This is a genomic window from Romboutsia sp. 13368 (assembly GCF_018336475.1).
In the GTDB taxonomy this organism is placed as follows: Bacteria; Bacillota; Clostridia; order Peptostreptococcales; family Peptostreptococcaceae; genus Romboutsia.
Map to the genome: position 1 here is coordinate 321,142 of NZ_CP048741.1, position 18,961 is coordinate 340,102.

The 18,961-nt window shown below is 27.0% G+C and carries 16 protein-coding genes; 13 read left to right on the forward strand and 3 right to left on the reverse strand.

From position 1 onward, the window contains the following. The first annotated feature begins 268 nt into the window (after positions 1-268). The 9 genes from G3997_RS01265 to G3997_RS01305 all read left to right on the forward strand — a co-directional run bounded on the left by G3997_RS01265 (position 269) and on the right by G3997_RS01305 (position 12,386). Entirely contained in the window at positions 269-403 is a 135-nt protein-coding gene (locus G3997_RS01265; protein WP_296646856.1) for a hypothetical protein, read from the forward strand. A 242-nt stretch (positions 404-645) separates the two neighbouring features. Further along, positions 646-1,068, forward strand: coding sequence for an NfeD family protein (locus G3997_RS01270; RefSeq protein WP_296646861.1), 423 nt, complete (start codon positions 646-648; stop codon positions 1,066-1,068). Between the two features lie 15 nt (positions 1,069-1,083). Then, the gene (locus G3997_RS01275; RefSeq protein ID WP_296646865.1) at positions 1,084-2,013 is read left to right on the forward strand and encodes an SPFH domain-containing protein; all 930 of its coding nucleotides are present in this window, start codon (positions 1,084-1,086) and stop codon (positions 2,011-2,013) included. A gap of 293 nt (positions 2,014-2,306) precedes the next feature. Continuing rightward, positions 2,307-4,313 carry a 1,4-alpha-glucan branching protein GlgB gene (glgB, locus tag G3997_RS01280; RefSeq protein ID WP_296646869.1) on the forward strand — a complete coding sequence of 669 codons (2,007 nt, stop codon included), beginning with the start codon at positions 2,307-2,309 and terminating at the stop codon, positions 4,311-4,313. 32 nt (positions 4,314-4,345) lie between these two features. Next, positions 4,346-5,494, forward strand: a complete 1,149-nt coding sequence (locus G3997_RS01285) for a glucose-1-phosphate adenylyltransferase (protein ID WP_296646873.1) — start codon at positions 4,346-4,348, stop codon at positions 5,492-5,494. A gap of 2 nt (positions 5,495-5,496) precedes the next feature. Continuing rightward, positions 5,497-6,624, forward strand: a complete 1,128-nt coding sequence (glgD, locus tag G3997_RS01290; protein WP_296646875.1) for a glucose-1-phosphate adenylyltransferase subunit GlgD — start codon at positions 5,497-5,499, stop codon at positions 6,622-6,624. Between the two features lie 15 nt (positions 6,625-6,639). Next, on the forward strand, positions 6,640-8,082 hold the full coding sequence (gene glgA, locus G3997_RS01295; RefSeq protein ID WP_296646878.1) for a glycogen synthase GlgA: 1,443 nt from the start codon (positions 6,640-6,642) through the stop codon (positions 8,080-8,082). A gap of 19 nt (positions 8,083-8,101) precedes the next feature. Then, positions 8,102-10,546: a glycogen/starch/alpha-glucan phosphorylase gene (locus G3997_RS01300; protein WP_330616156.1), complete on the forward strand. Its 2,445-nt coding sequence runs from the start codon at positions 8,102-8,104 to the stop codon at positions 10,544-10,546. After that, positions 10,524-12,386 carry a glycoside hydrolase family 13 protein gene (locus tag G3997_RS01305; RefSeq protein WP_296646883.1) on the forward strand — a complete coding sequence of 621 codons (1,863 nt, stop codon included), beginning with the start codon at positions 10,524-10,526 and terminating at the stop codon, positions 12,384-12,386. The genes G3997_RS01300 and G3997_RS01305 overlap by 23 nt, the downstream gene beginning before the upstream one ends. 159 nt (positions 12,387-12,545) lie before the next feature. Here the strand turns inward: G3997_RS01305 and G3997_RS01310 are convergent, their stop codons facing one another. The 3 genes from G3997_RS01310 to G3997_RS01320 all read right to left on the reverse strand — a co-directional run bounded on the left by G3997_RS01310 (position 12,546) and on the right by G3997_RS01320 (position 14,420). Continuing rightward, positions 12,546-12,866: a hypothetical protein gene (locus G3997_RS01310; RefSeq protein ID WP_296646887.1), complete on the reverse strand. Its 321-nt coding sequence runs from the start codon at positions 12,864-12,866 to the stop codon at positions 12,546-12,548. Further along, positions 12,854-13,243: a YkvA family protein gene (locus G3997_RS01315; protein WP_296646889.1), complete on the reverse strand. Its 390-nt coding sequence runs from the start codon at positions 13,241-13,243 to the stop codon at positions 12,854-12,856. The genes G3997_RS01310 and G3997_RS01315 overlap by 13 nt, the downstream gene beginning before the upstream one ends. A gap of 130 nt (positions 13,244-13,373) precedes the next feature. Then, positions 13,374-14,420, reverse strand: coding sequence for an IS1595-like element ISCpe8 family transposase (locus tag G3997_RS01320; RefSeq protein WP_296646891.1), 1,047 nt, complete (start codon positions 14,418-14,420; stop codon positions 13,374-13,376). Between the two features lie 188 nt (positions 14,421-14,608). Between G3997_RS01320 and G3997_RS01325 the strand changes: the two genes are divergently transcribed. The 4 genes from G3997_RS01325 to G3997_RS01340 all read left to right on the forward strand — a co-directional run bounded on the left by G3997_RS01325 (position 14,609) and on the right by G3997_RS01340 (position 18,805). After that, the gene (locus G3997_RS01325; RefSeq protein WP_296646893.1) at positions 14,609-15,046 is read left to right on the forward strand and encodes a single-stranded DNA-binding protein; all 438 of its coding nucleotides are present in this window, start codon (positions 14,609-14,611) and stop codon (positions 15,044-15,046) included. Positions 15,047-15,270: 224 nt separating this feature from the next. After that, positions 15,271-16,539 carry a dicarboxylate/amino acid:cation symporter gene (locus G3997_RS01330; protein ID WP_296646895.1) on the forward strand — a complete coding sequence of 423 codons (1,269 nt, stop codon included), beginning with the start codon at positions 15,271-15,273 and terminating at the stop codon, positions 16,537-16,539. A 194-nt stretch (positions 16,540-16,733) separates the two neighbouring features. Beyond that, positions 16,734-17,834 (forward strand): YkvI family membrane protein, encoded by a 1,101-nt coding sequence (locus G3997_RS01335; RefSeq protein ID WP_296646899.1) that lies wholly within the window; start codon positions 16,734-16,736, stop codon positions 17,832-17,834. A 104-nt stretch (positions 17,835-17,938) separates the two neighbouring features. After that, entirely contained in the window at positions 17,939-18,805 is an 867-nt protein-coding gene (locus G3997_RS01340; RefSeq protein ID WP_296646904.1) for a hypothetical protein, read from the forward strand. The last annotated feature ends 156 nt before the right edge of the window (positions 18,806-18,961 follow it).

Below are 18,961 nucleotides of genomic sequence, written 5' to 3' on the forward strand. Positions count from 1 at the left end.
CAATATTATATACTATTTTCTTTATTTGTGTCTTGCATCCATTTATAAAGCGACTTATTTATAGAGAGAAATTATAATTAATGAGTAATAATATCAGGATGTACGAACTCTTGTCGAACACATTAAATGGGTATATTAGGATTTTAAGAAAAAAAGAGCAAATTATGTAGTTACAGAAGCATTTGAACTTTATATAGGTGGACAAAGAGGAAAAGATAACACAAGGTTAGGTTCTTTTGTAGGTGATATAACTAGAGAGAATGTTCCAATGTTTTTATATGAATTAGCTAAATCAGTAGAAGATTCTAAATTGACTTATGAAGAATATATAGTAGAAAATAACGAGCAATTAAATAATATAATAGACAAATACTTAGTTGAAGAAAGAGTTGTTAGTGTTTAATTATATATTAAGAGTCCTTTAAATATTAAGGACTCTTTTTATTATAAANNTATTACTGACKTTATACTCAGGATGGGAATATTTATATAAAAATAAAAACCTATTTATGGAAAGTAAATAATATGAATAAACATAATTCAAAATATAAATTGATAAATAATATGTATATTTTATATTAAAATTAGTAGCACTGGAATAGAATTAATTATATAGATTTAACTTATTTAGTAAGGGGTGGAAAAATGAAATTAGTATGGTTAGTTGTAGCTATTTTATTTGCAATAGGTGAACTTATGACAACTACATTAACACTAATTTGGTTTAGTATAGGTGCTATTATATTAATATTTTTAAGTAATATAATAGATAGTATTTTGATACAAATAATAATATTTTCAATAATTTCTACATCAATGCTAATTATAGCTACTAAAAAGTTTATAAAACAGGATAAAAATTATAAATACAACACTAATTTACAGGCAATTATTAATAAACAGGGTATAGTAAAAGAAACTATATATCCAAATAAAATAGGGATTGTAATTATAGAAGGGGAAACTTGGAGTGCAATATCATATAATAATGAGATAATAGAAAAAGAAGAAATAGTAGAAGTATTAAAAATTGAGGGTGTTAAGGTAGTAGTAAAGAAGATTAATTAATAGGGGGATTAGTATATGGATTTTATATTTAGCTTAATGTTACCGATAGTAATATTATTAACGATAGTTATAATAGGATTATCTTGTGTAAAAGTAGTTAAACAATCAAAAGTAGGAATAATTATGAGACTTGGTAAGTTTCTAAAAGTAGCTGATACAGGTGTTCATTTCTTAGTTCCATTTTTAGATCAAATGAGCTATGTTATAGACTTAAGAGAAAAAGTAGTAGATTTTCCACCACAGCCAGTTATAACTAAAGATAATGTAACTATGCAAATTGATACAGTAGTCTATTATAGAATAACAGATCCAGTAAGATATACATTTGAAATTGCTAATCCTATAGTTGCAATTGAAAATTTAACGGCTACAACACTTAGAAATATAATAGGTGAACTAGATTTAGATGAAACATTGACGTCTAGAGACATAATAAATACAAAAATGAGGGTTATATTAGATGAAGCAACTGATAAGTGGGGAATAAAAGTTAATAGAGTTGAATTAAAAAATATTATGCCACCTCATGATATACAGGTAACTATGGAAAAGCAGATGAGAGCAGAAAGAGAAAGAAGGGAGTCTATACTTCAGGCAGAAGGTAATAAAGCAGCAGCAATACTTNAAGCAGAGGGGGAAAAACAGTCAGCAATACTTAAAGCAGAGGGAGAAGCTGAGTCAATAAGAAAAATAGCTATAGCAAAAGGTGAAGGAGAAGCTGAAATAATAATAAATGTACAAAAGGCAACAGCACAAGGGCTAAGAGAAGTATTTTTAGCTATGAAAGAATCTGAATTAGATGATAATATGATAGCTCTTAAGTCGATAGAAGCCTTAGAAAAAGTAGCAAATGGAAATGCAACTAAGCTTGTTCTTCCATCTGATACAGTTAAGTTTTTAGGAACATTTAAAGGAATTAAAGAAGTTTTAGGAGATAGTGAATAATAATTATATATATAAAACCTCTATTATATCAAATAGAGGTTTTTTTATTCCTAAAATTTTATAATATAAAAACTRTTTATARTTTTATTTTAATAAAWAATTTAACAGAAAACTTAATAAAAAGGTGATAAAAAAGAAATTTATCATAAATGTAGGTATTTGTAAAAAAATAAATTAAAAACCAATTAAATGTCTGAATTTTTATAACGTTTTCTTATAAAATARTGTATTTTTTATTATATAATTAAGTAACGAATAATAAATTTAGATAGTCAAGGGGGAAAAGGTCATATATGGCATATAAAAAAATACCGGATTATGAAGAGATTATTAGGATTGAAAATATAGAGAAATTTAAAAGTGGGAAATCGTACGATAGTTATAACTTTTTAGGATGTCATAAATCTAGATATAATGGAAAGATAGGATTTTGTTTTAATGTATGGGCTCCAAATGCAAAACAAGTTTTCTTAACTGGGGATTTTAATAATTGGGATAGAGGGGCATATCCTATGATAAATATAGAAAATAGTGGGATATGGACTATATTTTTAACTGATGTAAAGCCAGGACAGGCATATAAATATAATGTAATCGGATGTGATGGAGTTAGTAGAATGAAATCGGACCCGTATGGGGTATATGCAGAGAAAAGACCGAATACAGCGTCTATAGTATATACATATGATAACTACAAATGGAATGATAGAAAGTGGCAAAGAGAAAAACAAAAAATTGTTCATAATGAAAATCCAATGAATATATATGAAGTTCATTTAGGTTCTTGGAAAAGAAAATGGGACGGTGAATTTTTCTCATATGAAGAATTATATGAAATGATAGAATATGTGAAAGATATGGGGTATACACATATAGAATTAATGCCTATAACTGAATATCCTTTAGATCAATCTTGGGGATATCAAACTATAGGATATTATGGTACTACAAGTAGATACGGAACGCCTACAGAATTTAAGGCATTTGTAGATAAGTGTCATGAAAATGGTATAGGAGTAATATTAGATTTTGCTTATAGTCATTTTTGTAAAGATGAACATGGACTATATAAATTTGATGGTTCATCACAGTTTGAGTATGAAGACCCTTTAAAAGCTGAAAATATTGGATGGGGAACAGCTCATTTTGATTTAGGAAAACCAGAAGTTAATAGTTTTTTAATTTCTAACGTACTTTATTGGTTCAATGAATATCATATAGATGGAATAAGAGTAGATGCAGTTTCTAGTATGCTTTACTTAGATTATGATATTGGGGAATGGAGACCTAATAAATATGGTGGTAGAGAAAATTTAGAAGCAATAGACTTTATAAAAAGATTAAATGAAATTATTTATGCTGAAGTTAATAATCCAATTATAATAGCAGAAGAATCTACAGCATGGCCAATGGTTACTGGTCCAACTTATTCTGGTGCTCTTGGATTTACATATAAATGGAACATGGGATGGATGAATGATACATTAAAATATATGGAGATGGATCCTATATATAGAAAACATCATCATGATTTAATTACATTCTCATTTATGTATGCATTCTCAGAAAACTTCATCTTACCATTATCACATGATGAAGTTGTTCATGGTAAAAAATCATTATTAGATAAAATGCCAGGAGATTGTTGGCAAAAATTTGCATCATTAAGAACATTATATGCATATTATATGATGCACCCTGGTAAAAAATTATTATTTATGGGGTCAGAGTTTGGACAAGGATTAGAATGGAGATATGCATATGGACTAGAATGGGAACTACTAGAAAGAGAACCTCATATAAAAATGAAGGAATATGTGAAGGATTTAAATAATTTATATAGAAATGAAAAAGCTATGCATGAAATTGATAATACATATGAAGGATTTGATTTTATAGATCCACATAATAGTGAACAAAGTATAGTAACTTTAATGAGAAAAGGTAAAAATCCAAAAGACTTTGTAATAGCTGTTATAAACTTTACTCCTGTAGTTTACTATAGTTATAAAATAGGAGTACCATATGATGGAGTTTATGAAGAAATATTAAATACTGATGATGAAAAATATTGGGGATCAAATCAGACAATGAAAAATTCAGATTTAAGGTCATATCCAGAAAAGTGGCATAATCAAAATCATCACATAGTAATAAAAGTACCACCTTTAGGTGTTACCTTTATAAAAGGAAAAGAATTAAATATAGATACTATACAAATAGATACTAATGATAAAGTATCAATAGGTGGTAAGAGAAGTAGAAAAGTAAGTTTAAAAGCTAAAACTAAAAAATTATAAATAGATGTATATACATTAAGGGGGATATGTCAATGAAAAAAGATATGCTAGCTATGATTTTAGCAGGGGGTCAAGGTTCAAGATTAGGAGTTTTCACAAAAAGAATTGCTAAACCAGCAGTTTCATTTGGAGGAAAATATAGAATAATAGACTTTGTTTTAAGCAACTGCTCTAATTCAGGAATAGATACAGTGGGAGTTTTAACACAATATAGACCATTAATATTAAATTCACATATAGGAACAGGAAGCCATTGGGATTTAGATAGAATAAATGGTGGAGTACATATACTACAACCATATATGAATGAAAAAGAAGGAAATTGGTATAGAGGTACTGCTCACGCAATATATCAAAATATGGACTTTATAGACAGTTATAATCCTGAACATGTATTAATATTATCAGGAGATCATATATACAAAATGGATTATAGTAAAATGTTAGAACATCATAAAAAAACAGGTTCAAAAGCTACTATTGGGGTAATAGAAGTTCCTTGGGATGAAGCTTCAAGATTTGGGATAATGAATACTAATGAAGATACATCTATATATGAATTTGAAGAAAAGCCAGCTAATCCAAAAAGTAATTTAGCATCTATGGGTGTATATATATTTGATTGGAAAATGTTAAAAGGATATTTTGAAGAAGTTAATAATGGTGCAAATTATGATGATTTCGGTAAAAATTTAATACCTAAAATGTTAGAAGATCAAATACCAATGTTTGCATATCCATTTAAAGGATACTGGAGAGATGTAGGTACTATAGAAAGTTTATGGGAAGCTAATATGGATATTATAAAATCTAATGATGAAATAGATTTAAATAGCTCTAAATGGAGAATATATACAAATACTATGTCAATGCCACCTCAATATATAGGTAAAGATTCTGAAATACAAAAGTCATTAATTGCAGATGGGTGTAGAGTTCTAGGACAAGTAGAACATTCAGTTTTATCACATGGGGTATCAGTAGGTAAAGATAGTATAATAAAAGATTCTGTAATAATGCCTAATGTAAAGATAGGTAAGAACGTAATAATAGAAAAAGCAATGATAGGTGAAGGTGCAGTAATAGAGGATAATACTATAATAAGAGAACAAGATAGTATAAATGTTATATCTGAGTATGAAGTTGTAAAAGCTGAGCTTGAGTTAGAAGGGGGATTTTAATAATGAGAAGCGAGTGTGTAGGAATAATAAATTTAGACGATAGAAAAGACGTAACAATGAATCAACTTACAAATGTAAGACCAATAGGATCTCTTCCAATTGCAGGTAGATATAGAGTTATAGATTTTTCACTTTCAAATATGGTGAACTCAGGTATAAATAATGTTGGAATATTTGCTAAGGAAAAATATAGATCATTAACAGACCATATAGGTAGCGGGAAAGAATGGGATTTAAGTAGAAAAACAGGTGGATTATTTATATTTAGCCCTGAAAATACAAAAGATAGAAATAAATATCCATACAGAAGTGGAGATATATATAACATATTAGCTAACATAGATTATATAGAAAAGTGTGAAGAAGAATATATATTAATAGCGCCAAGTTATATGGTAGCTAATATAGATTATACAAAGCTTATAGAATATCATAAAGAATCAGATAATGATATAACTATACTTTACAAAAATATAGATAATGCAGATAGTGATTTCCTTGAAACATCAACATTAAACATAGAGGGAGATAAAGTAGTTAATATAGGTACTAATTTAGGAACTTTAAAGAATGCAAATGTATCTATGGAAACGTATATAATGAAGCGTACAGATTTTATAAATGCTATATATAAGTGTGTAAGTGAGGGAACTCATTCATATATAGAAGATTTTATAGCTGAATCTGTTAATAAATTAAAGATTGGTGCATATGAATATAAAGGATATCTTAAATGTATAAATTCAATAAAATCATACTATTCAATGAAAGATGAATTGTTACAAGAAGATATAGCAGAAGAATTATTATATTCAGATAGAAAAATATTTACAAAAGAGCAAAATCAATCTCCAACTGTATATTCAGACAGTGCAAATGTTGAAAATTCATTTGTAGCTACAGGGTGCGTAATAGAAGGAACTGTAAAAAATAGTATCATATTTAGAAAAGTTCATGTAAAAGAAGGTGCAGTAATTGAAAACTCAATTGTAATGCAAAATTGTATAGTAGAAAGAGATGCACAATTAGAAAATGTTATATTTGATAAAAATGTATACATATCAGAAGGTAAAAAATTAAGTGGAGACATAGAATATCCAGTAGTAATTGGAAAAAATACAACTATATAAAGGGGGAATATTTTAGTGAAGGTTCTTTATGCAACAGCAGAATGTTGGCCATTTGCAAAAACTGGGGGATTAGGCGATGTATCTTATGCATTGCCTAAGTCTTTAAAAAAAGAAGGTGTAGATGTTAGAGTAATATTACCAAAATATTCAACTATGCCAAATTACTTAAAGGAACAATTAAAAGAAGTTGCAGTTTTTAGTGTAGATGTTGGTTGGAGAAAACAATACTGTGGACTTTTAGAAATGGAGCTAAACGGAGTTAAATTTTACTTTATAGATAATGAATATTACTTCAAAAGAGAAGGAGAAATAGCATATCTATATGGATATGGAGATGATGCAGAAAGATATACATTCTTTAGTAATGCAGTTCTTGAAGCTATGTCTATATTAAACTTCTATCCAGATGTACTTCATTTAAATGATTGGCACACAGGAATGATTCCATTAATATTAAAAGAAAAGTATAGTAAAGATAAAAAATATAGAGGTATAAAAACTGTTTATACAATACATAATTTACAATATCAAGGTGTATTTAGTGATTCTATAATAGAGAATGTACTAGATATACCAAGATATTATTATAATAACGGAGACATAGAATATTACGGCGGAGTAAGCTTTATGAAATCTGGAATTGTATTTAGTGATAAAGTAATAACTGTTAGTCCAACTTACTCAAATGAAATACAAACAGAATTTTATGGTGAAGGATTAAATGGTCTTTTAAGATCTAAATCACATAAATTAAAGGGTATACTAAATGGAATAGATTATGATTTAAATAATCCATTAACAGATGGAGATATATTTGTTAACTATGATATAGATAGTATAGATAAAAAAATAGAAAATAAACTTAAATTACAAGAAGTTTTAGGTCTAGAAGTAAATCCAGACATACCATTAATAGGAATTGTTTCAAGATTAGTATCACAAAAAGGATTTGACTTAATATCATATATGATGCCTGAATTAACTAGAGAGAATGTACAAATAGTTGTTTTAGGAACTGGAGAGCATCAATACCAGTCAATGTTTAATTACTATGACTCTAAGTTACCAGAAAAAGTTTCTGCAAGGATAACTTTTGACAGTGCTTTTGCTCAACAAATATATGCAGGAAGTGATATGTTCCTAATGCCATCGTTATTTGAGCCTTGTGGAATAGGTCAAATGTTAGCTATGAGATATGGAACTCTTCCAATAGTTAGAGAAACTGGTGGCCTAAAAGATACAGTTATACCATATAATAAGTATACAGGAGAAGGTAATGGATTTAGTTTTACAAATTACAATGCGCATGAGATGCTTTATTGTATAAGAAGTGCTGTAAAATTATATAATGACAAAGAACGTTGGATGAAACTAGTTAATAATGCAATGAAAACAGATAGTAGTTGGAAAAAATCAGCTATAGAATATATAAAAGTTTATGAGGAGATAGTTAACTAAAAGGGGTGATTAAATATTGATGAAAATCAATAGAAATGAATTTAAACAAAGTTTTGAAACAAAAATGTATAGTTTATATGCCCAATCCATAAAAGATGCTACAAATGAACAGTTATTAAATGTTTTATGCAGTGTTATAAAAGATATAATATCTAAAAAATGGGTAGATAATAAGCTAGATTCTCAAAAAGAAGTATATTATTTTAGTATAGAATTTTTACTAGGTAGACAACTAAAATCCAATTTATTAAATTTAGGAATAGAAAATGAAATAAGAGAAGGTCTGAATGAACTTGATATAAACTTAGATAATCTAATAAACGCAGAAGCTGACCCTGCATTAGGTAATGGTGGTTTAGGTAGATTAGCAGCATGTTTTTTAGATTCGATGGCATCTTTAGATATAAGTGGTCATGGATATGGTATTAGATATAAGAATGGTTTATTTGAACAAAAATTTATAAACGGTTATCAGGTAGAAGTACCTGATAACTGGTTAACTCAAGGTGGATATGTTTGGGAGACTGTAAGGCCAAATAAAGCTATAGTTGTTAAATTTGAAGGAAATGTAAATTTAACTGAAAAAAATGGAAAATTAGAAGTTAGCCATACTGATTATATACCAATAATGGCTATGCCTTATGATATACCGATAATAGGATATAGAAATAATTCTATTAATACATTAAGATTATTTAAGAGTGAGGTTCTAAGTAGAGATTTTGGACCATTAACATTAAATGCGAAAAGCTCATATGGGAGTTATGATGATGCATTAAAATATAAATATTATGCAGAGGAAATATCGCAAGTTTTATATCCTAATGACTCTAACTATGCAGGTAGACTATTAAGATTAAAACAGGAATATTTCTTTGTAAGTGCAGGTATACAAGATATAATAAGAAAATATAAGAAAAAGAATTTAGATATAAAAAATCTAAATGAAAAAGTGGCAATACATATAAATGATACTCATCCTACTCTTTGTATTCCAGAATTGATGAGAATATTATTAGATGAAGAACATTTATCATGGGATGAAGCTTGGGATATAACAACAAATACTATATCTTATACAAATCATACAATAATGACAGAGGCTATGGAAAGATGGCCAAAAGATATGGTAAGACATTTACTTCCAAGGATTTATATGATTATAGAAGAGATAAATAGACGATATGTAAATCAATTAATTAGTAAAAATTATGATAATAATAAAATATATCGAATGAGTATAATAGATAATAATGATATAAAAATGGCTAATTTATCAATAGTTGGAAGTCATAGTGTTAATGGAGTTGCAAAACTTCATTCAGAATTACTTAAGAAAGAAGTATTAAAAGATTTCTATGAAGATGAGCCATATAAATTTAATAATAAAACTAATGGTATAGCTCATAGAAGATGGCTAATAAATGCTAATAGTGAACTTAGTGAGCTTATTACAGAATTAATATCTGAAGATTGGAAAAAAGATACGAAAAAGCTTAAAGATTTAGAAGCATATAAAAATGATAAAGATGTATTAGAAAAAATAGGAATAATAAAGTACAATAATAAAAAGAAATTAGCTAAATTTATAAAAGATAAATACAACATAGATGTTGATCCAAATTCAATATTTGATATACAAATAAAAAGATTACACGCATATAAAAGACAATTATTAAACGCACTTCATATATTACATTTATACCATGAATTGTTAGAAAACCCTAACTTTGATATGGAACCAAGAACATTTATATTTGGGGCCAAAGCAGCACCTGGATATTACTTAGCAAAATGTATAATAAAATTCATAAATTCTTTAGCAGATAAAATCAATAATGACCCAAGAATAGACAATAAAATAAAAGTAGTATTTATAGAAAACTATGGTGTATCAACAGCAGAACTTATAATACCTGCAGCTGATGTAAGCGAGCAAATATCAACTACAACTAAGGAAGCATCAGGAACAGGAAATATGAAGCTTATGATGAATGGAGCTATAACTTTAGCTACATTAGATGGAGCAAATATAGAAATATTTGACCAGGTAGGCAAAGATAACATAGTTATATTTGGTTTAAGTGCAAACGAAGTATTAAATTATAATAAGTTTGGAGGATATTCGGCTTTAGATTTATACAATTCTAATAGAGAAATAAAAAGAGTTGTAGATGATTTAATAAATGGATTTATACCAAATATGGAAAAAGAGGGAAGACAAATATATGACTCTTTAATAACTTATAATGATGAATATTTTGTTCTTAGAGACATGGAAAACTATAAAGATGCTCAAGAAAAAATAGATAAACTATATAAAAATAAAGAAAAGTGGAATGAAATGGCCTTGATAAATATAGCTAACTCAGGGGTGTTCTCGAGTGATAGAACTATAGCTGAATATGCAGAGGACATTTGGTTTAAAGGGTGTGAGAAGTATGAGGAATGTAATACACTATAACTCTTGGGAAAATAAGGCTCCTTTTGGAGCCATCAAAGTAAATCAAGGAGTTAGAATTGCAGTAAGAACAAATGAAGAATATGATGTATTAAACATTAAGTGGGTTATTTTGAAAGAAGATAATGTAGTTGGACATATAGATTTAGTAGAAGAAAATAGAAACTACTATCAAGGTGAATTTAATGGATTTAATGAAACTGGATTGTATTTTTACTATTTTGAAGTAGATGTAAATATAAATGGATCTTATCAAAAAATATTCTATGGAAAAAGTTTCGAAGATGGACACACAATTGAATACTCATATGAAAACTTAAATAAATATCAAATAACAGTGCATGAGGATTTTGAGGTTCCATCATGGTACAAAGAAGGTATAATGTATAATATATTCGTTGATAGATTTAACAACGGAAATAGAAATAAAAAGCCTAGTAATCCAAAACCAAATAGTTTTATATACGGAAACTGGTCTGATATACCAATGTATATAAAAGATAAAGATGGAGAAATAATAAGATGGGATTTTTACGGTGGAAATCTCAAAGGAATCATAGAAAAGCTACCTTATTTGAGTAAAATAGGAGTTACTATAATATACTTAAATCCAATTTTTGAGTCTTCGAGCAATCATAAATATAATACAGGTGACTATAAGAAAATAGACCCAATGTTTGGTGATGAAGAAATACTAAAGGAATTAATAGATAAAGCAAGTAAAAGAGGTATAAATATAATACTAGATGGTGTATTTAATCATACTGGAGCAGATAGTAAATACTTTAATAAATTTGGAAACTATGATGAAGTAGGTGCATATCAATCAGAAGATTCTAAATATAGACCATGGTATAATTTTGAAGGATCTAAAGATAATTATAAATGTTGGTGGGGAATTAAAGACTTACCTAATGTAAATGAACTTAATGAAAGCTATATGGATTATATTATATATGATGTAGATAGCGTTATAAACAAATGGACTGGTATGGGTATAAAAGGTTGGAGATTAGATGTTGCAGATGAATTACCTACTAAATTTATAAAAGAACTTAGGAAAGAGTTAAAAAATAATGATAGTGATTCTGTATTAATAGGTGAAGTATGGGAAGATGCATCTAATAAGATAAGCTATGGAGAAAGAAGAAATTATTTTGTTGGAGATCAATTAGATTCTGTAATGGCATACCCATTTAGAAATAATATAGTTAGCTTTTTAAAAGGTCAAATAACATCTAATCAATTAAGAAATAAGTTTATGACATTAAAAGAAAACTATCCTAAAGAATCGTTTAAATCTAATTTAAATATAATTAGTTCACATGATATAACTAGAATAAAGACAGAGTTAAATTATGATAATGAAATGGTAAAACTAGCAGTTGCAACTCAAATGACATTTGAAGGTATTCCGTATATTTATTATGGTGATGAAGCGGGTCTCTCTGGAGGAACTGATCCTGATAATAGAAGAACATATCCTTGGAAAAATGAAGATGAAGATATGATAGAATTCTACAAGGATTCAATAAATACAAGAAAGAAATATAATGCCTTAACTAATGGAGACACTGACTTTATAATAAATAATGATGATGATATATTTGGATATATAAGATTTAATGATAATGGTGAAAAAATATTAGTACTAATAAACAGAAGTACTGAAGATAAAAATATAAATATAAGTTTAGAAGAAAATACATTAGAGGTTATAGATATTAAATATAGTTCTAAAAAGTATTTAGAAATTATATCTAAAAATAATGATAGTTTTAATTTACAAATAAGACCTAAGTCTTTCAATATATTTAATGTACTAAATCTCGTTGAAGTATAGAATAATCAAAAAAGAGATATTATTAAATTTWGGCTATGTTAGCCCTCTTCGTGATAAATATGGCATAAAAACAACCACACCTTAGATTTTTAAATACATTGAATTCTAAGATGTGGTTTTTTCTATAATTTACTACAAATTGTTCGTAATATATTAATATCATTCATAACTTACATTTAAATATTTCATTTTAATCGCTATAAACTTTAATAAATAGTTTACTAACCAATAGACACTAGTATATAAAGCTACAAAAAGTTGTATATCAATTTTACTGTAAATAAATACAATCCCTAATATTAATAATATGCAATTTAATATAGAAAATATTAATTGTATTTTATAATAATCATCTTTTATAACACTTATGTTTCCTTTACGTATAGTATAAATGATATTTTTCTTTTTATACGATATTATATTGTAGATTAAGAAAAATAATGTTAAACCAATATAAGCTATGAATATTAAATTTTCCATAATAATCCCCCCTGAACTAGATTTATTTTACCAGATACACATAATAATATCCATATTAATATGATTGGTATTGAAAAATACCACTTTTTAGGTTTACCATTATCCCATATATTTTGAGATTCAATTCTACATTCATTTAATATATCTTTTGGAATAAATTTAATTGTTATCCATACAAGCATTGGAAGTAGTATTACGTCATCTAAATAACCTAAAACCGGTATAAAATCTGGCACTAAATCAATAGGTGATAACGTATACCCTACAGTGATGATAGCAAATATTTTTGCAATAACAGGTGTTTCTTTCTTTTTTAATGCAATGTATAAAGTAGGTAAATCCAATTTTAATTTCCTTGATATATCTTTTAAATACATTGTAACCAATCCCCCATAGTAGTATTTTTCGTAATATATAACAATTGCGAACTTAATTATATTATACAAAATATTCAATTATTTTCCAATTACAAAATGTTTTCATTAATTTGAAGTAAAGTTCCTTATTTTAGGTTAACTCAATGAATCTATTTCTAATAGTGGCTCTAGTTACATATGTATCTTTAGTAGCTACATTCACTAGCATATCTTTAATTCGGTCATTCTTTTTATTCTTCTTACTTAGTTGTAGAAATTTAAACCAAGCCAAATAATTATTGATATATTTTGTGGATACACCATTAAAAGTCATTAACCATCTCTTAAAGCTACTGTGAAGAGCATTTATATGCTGTAAATGATAAACACTATCTATCATTGATTTTCCTCTAGGAACTTGCTTTAATTCTATGTTCAACTTGTCCTTTATTCCCATATATGATTTATGTGAATCTACACAAAAAGTAGCATCTTCACATATTTTATTGTCAAAGAAGTTAACTATTTGATTTGTTGTAATTCTACCATTACAAACAGCACCCATAAGGATATTTCCTTTTCTATCAATTGCTGTCTCTATACAAATCTGCTCTTTTGATATTCCTCTTTTCTTCTTATCATTTTTACCTTTACCTCTTTTTCTAGGGTTTCTAGGCATTACAAATGTAGTACTTTTAGAATGATTCCCTTTAAAAGACTCCTTAATAAAGCATTCATCTACTTCAACTATACCTTCAACTTTATCATTTTTTAATGATAGATTGATTACATCAAGTATCCTATGACGCATATAAAAAGACGTTTTAATACCTACTCCGACTTCTTCAGCACATTTTCTTATAGAAAGTCCTAATATCATTAATTCACAGTATTTTAGCCATTTATCTAAGCCTAATTTTGTATTAGAGAATGGAGACATAGTAAATTCATCAAAACTTGTACGACAATGTTTACAGATATATCTTTGTCTTCCGTTAGACTTACCGTTTTTATTTACATCTTTGCATTGGCATTTTGGACATTCGTATCCCTTAGAAAATCTGCTTTCTTTAACATTATCTCTAATTTCAGAGGAATTAAATAAATTACTTAATACTTCTTGTGCTACTGAAATTAACTCTGTAAGTTCATTCTTTTTTAAATCTTTTATCATAGCTTTTATATCTATTTTGGGCATAATATTAGGTATCCTTTCTGTAAATTAGTTGAAATATAGTTTATATCTATATTATAGCCTATTTTATATATAATTAATCACGAAGTTAGCTAACATARCCTTATTTTATWACTGCTTTTTTGTATATACTTATAAGTCTTTGTGCATAATTTTATTAATAATAAAAAATACATAAAAGGCGGTAGTATATGAATAATGTAACCTTAGTTGGTAGATTAATAAAGGATCCAGAGTTAAGATATGTAGGTGAAAAAAATAGAGCAGTAACAAATTTTGTTTTAGCGGTAGATAGAGAATACAAAAATTCACAAGGTGAAAGACAAGCAGATTTTATAAATATAGAAGTTTGGGGAAAACAAGCAGAAATTTTATGTGAATATATGACTAAAGGAAGAATGATAGGTATAGAAGGTAAAATAAAAGTTGATAAATATAAAAATGAAAATGGAGAAAATAGATATATAACTAGAGTTATAGCTAATTCTTTTAGATTTTTAGATTATAAAAATAAGAATGTAGATTGTTTAGCAGTAAAAGAAGTTGAAGAGGATTATTATGATTCAAAGAGTTTATTTAATGAAGTTAATTTAAATGATGAAATATCTATTGAAAAATTACCTTTTTAAATTATAAGATATAAATTAATGAATTTTATAAAAAACGAATTAAATAAAAATGTACAATTACAATGAACCTTAAAAAATAAAGCTATAAACTACATATAATTTAATAAATAATAAAAAATAAACTATTATTAAAGTGATAGTTTATTTTTTTATGTACAAATAAAACGATATGCTGTATAATTATAGTAACAATGGAAATAAAGTTCGTATAGAGGAGAATTATTATGAAAAAGAAGATTACATTAACAGGGAAAATATTATTAGGATTATTATTAGGTTTTTTATTTGGGATTGCTTTAAAGCAATTACCATCAGGTTATATAAAAGATACTGTTCTATTGAATGGAGTTTTGAAGATATTAGGTAGTGGTTTTACCTCGGCTATAAAAATGATGGTAGTTCCTCTAGTATTTGTATCATTAATTTGCGGTACAGCTTCTATGGGAGATATAAAAAAGCTTGGAAGAATCGGTGGTAAAACAATGTTATTTTACCTAGGTACAACAGCAATAGCTGTAATTACAGCTTTATTTTTAGGAAGTATACTTAAGCCTGGAGCAGGTTTAGATATGAGTAATATGGTATCAGGTGAAGTTACAATTGGAGAATCAAAATCATTAGTTGATATAATATTAAATATAATACCGAGTAACCCAATACAATCATTAGCTAATGGTGAGATGTTACAAGTTATATTCTTTGCACTATTAACTGGTATTGCTTTAAACTTAGTTGGAAAAAATGCAGAGCCAATAAAAGTTATATTTGAAAGTGCAAATGAGTTATGCATGAAAATGGTAAATATTATAATGTTATTTGCACCATATGGTGTATTTGGATTGGTATCAAGTACATTTGCTACAGTTGGAAGTGATGCGATTATAGTATTATTAAAGTACATACTAATTGTATTATTAGGAATGATTATACATGTAACTGTAGTTTATGGAGGTCTATTTAAATTATTCACAAAACAAAGTATTAAGCCATTTTTAAATAAATTTACAAGAGTTGCAGCTGTAACATTTTCAACAGCATCAAGCAACGCATCAGTTCCAGTTAGTTTAGAAATAATGGAGGAATTAGGTGTAGGAAAAACTACAAGATCATTTACGATTCCAATGGGAGCTACTATAAATATGGATGGAACAGCTATAATGCAAGGTGTTGCAGTGTTATTTATAGCTCAAATATATGGAGTTGACCTTGGAATAAATGATATGATAACAATAATATTAACTGCTACATTAGCATCTATAGGTACAGCTGGTGTTCCAGGTGTTGGTATGATAATGCTATCTATGGTACTTACATCTGTAGGGTTACCTTTAGAAGGAATAGGATTGATTATGGGAGTTGAAAGAATTATAGATATGTTTAGAACTACTGTAAATGTAATGGGTGATAATATAGCTACATTAATAGTATCAAATAGCGAAAATGATTTAAACTTAGACTTATATAACTCAAAGCCTCTAAAGAAAGTAGCATAAAAATAAGTAATATAATAATATAAATTTATTTTAGTAAGGTATCTATATTTTATAGATACCTTATTTTTATATGCAATATGTACTTAAATTAAATWKATATGCAATATGTACTTAAATTAAATAGATTTTTTATGTATTTATATAATGAACAAGCATATATATTTAAAAGAAAGTTATGCTTAGGAGGATAATATATGAAAAACAAAAGTGATATTAAAGAGATTTTTACACTTGCAGGTACATATATATCAGTGTGTATAGGATCAGGATTTGCTACAGGACAAGAGATTATGCAATTTTTTTCAGCTCATGGAATGATAAGTATATTGTCTAATATTATATGCATGGGAATAATGTCATACTGTGGTGCTAGTTTACTTAAAATAGGAAATAAAGCAAGGTTAAGGTCAAGTAGTGATATATTTACATATTTATGTGGAAAACATATAGGAAATTTATTTAAAATATTTATGCCAATATTTTTCTTTTGTAGCTTTATAGTAATGTTATCTGGAGCAGGAGCATCTATAAATCAGTATTATGGAATTAGTAAAAATTTAGGTTCAATGATTTTAGCTATTATAACTTTAGTATCAGTTCTTCTTGGAATAAATAAAGTTATAAGTATATTAGGTAATATAGGTCCGATGATAGCAATGATATCTATAGGTGTTGGAATAGTTACTATATTTAGAAATATAGACTCATTGCATATGGCCAATGAAATTATAGGAACTTTAAATATGAATAAGGCGGTTGATAACTGGTGGATTACGGGTATAGTGTATAGTGGTTTAAATTTAATAATAGCTACACCATTTTTGGCTGGAGTAGGAGCAACTGCTAGTAATAAGAAAAATTGTATTTGGGGTGGTGTTATAGGTGGAATAGTTTTTATGGTTGCAGCTATGACATTAAATCTGGGAATAATGTCAGATATTCAAAATACATATATAACAGAAATACCAACATTATATATGGCTAAAAATATAGGACCTGTAGTAGGTATGATGTTTTCATTAATGTTAATAGCAGGAATATATACAACAGCAGTTCCACTTTTATGGAGTGTATGTGATAGTTTTTCAGAAGAAAAAACAAATAAATTTACTTTTATTGCTGTTGCTTGTACATTTATAGGATTTATAGCATCAAGACTTCCATTTTCAATGCTTGTAAATATAATATATCCTCTGTCAGGTTTATTTGGAATAATTATAATTATTTCAATTTTTATTAGAAATATAGTGAAACCAGTTAATGGTATAGTAAAATTATTTTATTCAACAAGGTAATATGAGATATATTTTTACTATTTTATGAAAATATATGGGTATACTATAAAATAGAAAATAACTGTGTTAATATATAGGTAGAATTTTTATTAAGGAGATTACATATGAAGAAACAACTAGAGATAGACTATTCATTTGGGTATGTATACGATAAAAGTAAATTAATAGTAATGTATCCTGCAGGAACTAACGTAATAGATTTAGATGATTATGAAATGGAAGTAGAAGTAGCTTTTTTAGAAGATGGTATAGAAGCGGCATTTGAAGAGGATGATATAAAAGAAGCTAATGAAACGATAAAACCATTAGAAACATTCCTAATGAAACCAAGTAAGGTTATACCTTTTGTAGTTAGTATAAAAGATGGAGAAACTAAAGAAGAGTTACCTAAATTATTAAAAGAATTTGATGAAGAGTATGAAGTTAAAGAAAATTACATAAAAAAAGGGTATGAAATAAAAGATATATATCATGTATTCCAAAATGTAGTAGATTATATACCTAAAGAAAATTTAGAAACTTTAAATATATTAAAAATAGAAAATGATAAATTTGATATGGATAAATTTATAAGTACAGTGAGTGAAAACTTAGACGAAGCTATAGATAATAATTTGACTTCTATAGATATGAAAAAAAGTGAGCTTACACCTCGTTTATATGTAAAGTCAAATGAAAGTGAAGCTACTAAGTTTATATTATTTGGAACTGATATAAGTAGTTATTCTCAAGGTATATTGTGTGCAAATAAAGAAGTAATAACAGATTTAGATGTAGACATGGGAGATGTAGAAATATCTAATACAAGAGATATAGGATATATAGTTAATAATGAAAATGGATATCTTACTTTTAAAATAGCAAATTATAATAGTCAAACATCTAATAATAATCAAATAGCTCAAATAGTTGATTATAGTGGTATATTTAAACCAATGATGATAGAATTTATAAATCAGTTTATAAAATAAATAAAGAATAAGCAGGTTAGATAAAGTATAACCTGCTTATTTTTTATTTATTTACTTTAAATAATAGAAGGTAAGCTGCCCCTGACAATAGAATATTMTCACCTTCAACTCTACCAACTAAGATACCATCTCTACTTACAAATCCATTTTCTAAAA

Bases quoted from the DNA above. Each gene is read 5' to 3' on its own strand.
- G3997_RS01265 (WP_296646856.1), top strand. From the start codon at position 269: ATGTTTTTATATGAATTAGCTAAATCAGTAGAAGATTCTAAATTGACT.
- G3997_RS01270 (WP_296646861.1), top strand. From the start codon at position 646: ATGAAATTAGTATGGTTAGTTGTAGCTATTTTATTTGCAATAGGTGAA.
- glgB (WP_296646869.1), top strand. From the start codon at position 2,307: ATGGCATATAAAAAAATACCGGATTATGAAGAGATTATTAGGATTGAA.
- G3997_RS01285 (WP_296646873.1), top strand. From the start codon at position 4,346: ATGAAAAAAGATATGCTAGCTATGATTTTAGCAGGGGGTCAAGGTTCA.
- glgD (WP_296646875.1), top strand. From the start codon at position 5,497: ATGAGAAGCGAGTGTGTAGGAATAATAAATTTAGACGATAGAAAAGAC.
- G3997_RS01300 (WP_330616156.1), top strand. From the start codon at position 8,102: ATGAAAATCAATAGAAATGAATTTAAACAAAGTTTTGAAACAAAAATG.
- G3997_RS01305 (WP_296646883.1), top strand. From the start codon at position 10,524: ATGAGGAATGTAATACACTATAACTCTTGGGAAAATAAGGCTCCTTTT.
- G3997_RS01310 (WP_296646887.1), bottom strand. From the start codon at position 12,866: ATGGAAAATTTAATATTCATAGCTTATATTGGTTTAACATTATTTTTC.
- G3997_RS01315 (WP_296646889.1), bottom strand. From the start codon at position 13,243: ATGTATTTAAAAGATATATCAAGGAAATTAAAATTGGATTTACCTACT.
- G3997_RS01320 (WP_296646891.1), bottom strand. From the start codon at position 14,420: ATGCCCAAAATAGATATAAAAGCTATGATAAAAGATTTAAAAAAGAAT.
- G3997_RS01325 (WP_296646893.1), top strand. From the start codon at position 14,609: ATGAATAATGTAACCTTAGTTGGTAGATTAATAAAGGATCCAGAGTTA.
- G3997_RS01330 (WP_296646895.1), top strand. From the start codon at position 15,271: ATGAAAAAGAAGATTACATTAACAGGGAAAATATTATTAGGATTATTA.
- G3997_RS01335 (WP_296646899.1), top strand. From the start codon at position 16,734: ATGAAAAACAAAAGTGATATTAAAGAGATTTTTACACTTGCAGGTACA.
- G3997_RS01340 (WP_296646904.1), top strand. From the start codon at position 17,939: ATGAAGAAACAACTAGAGATAGACTATTCATTTGGGTATGTATACGAT.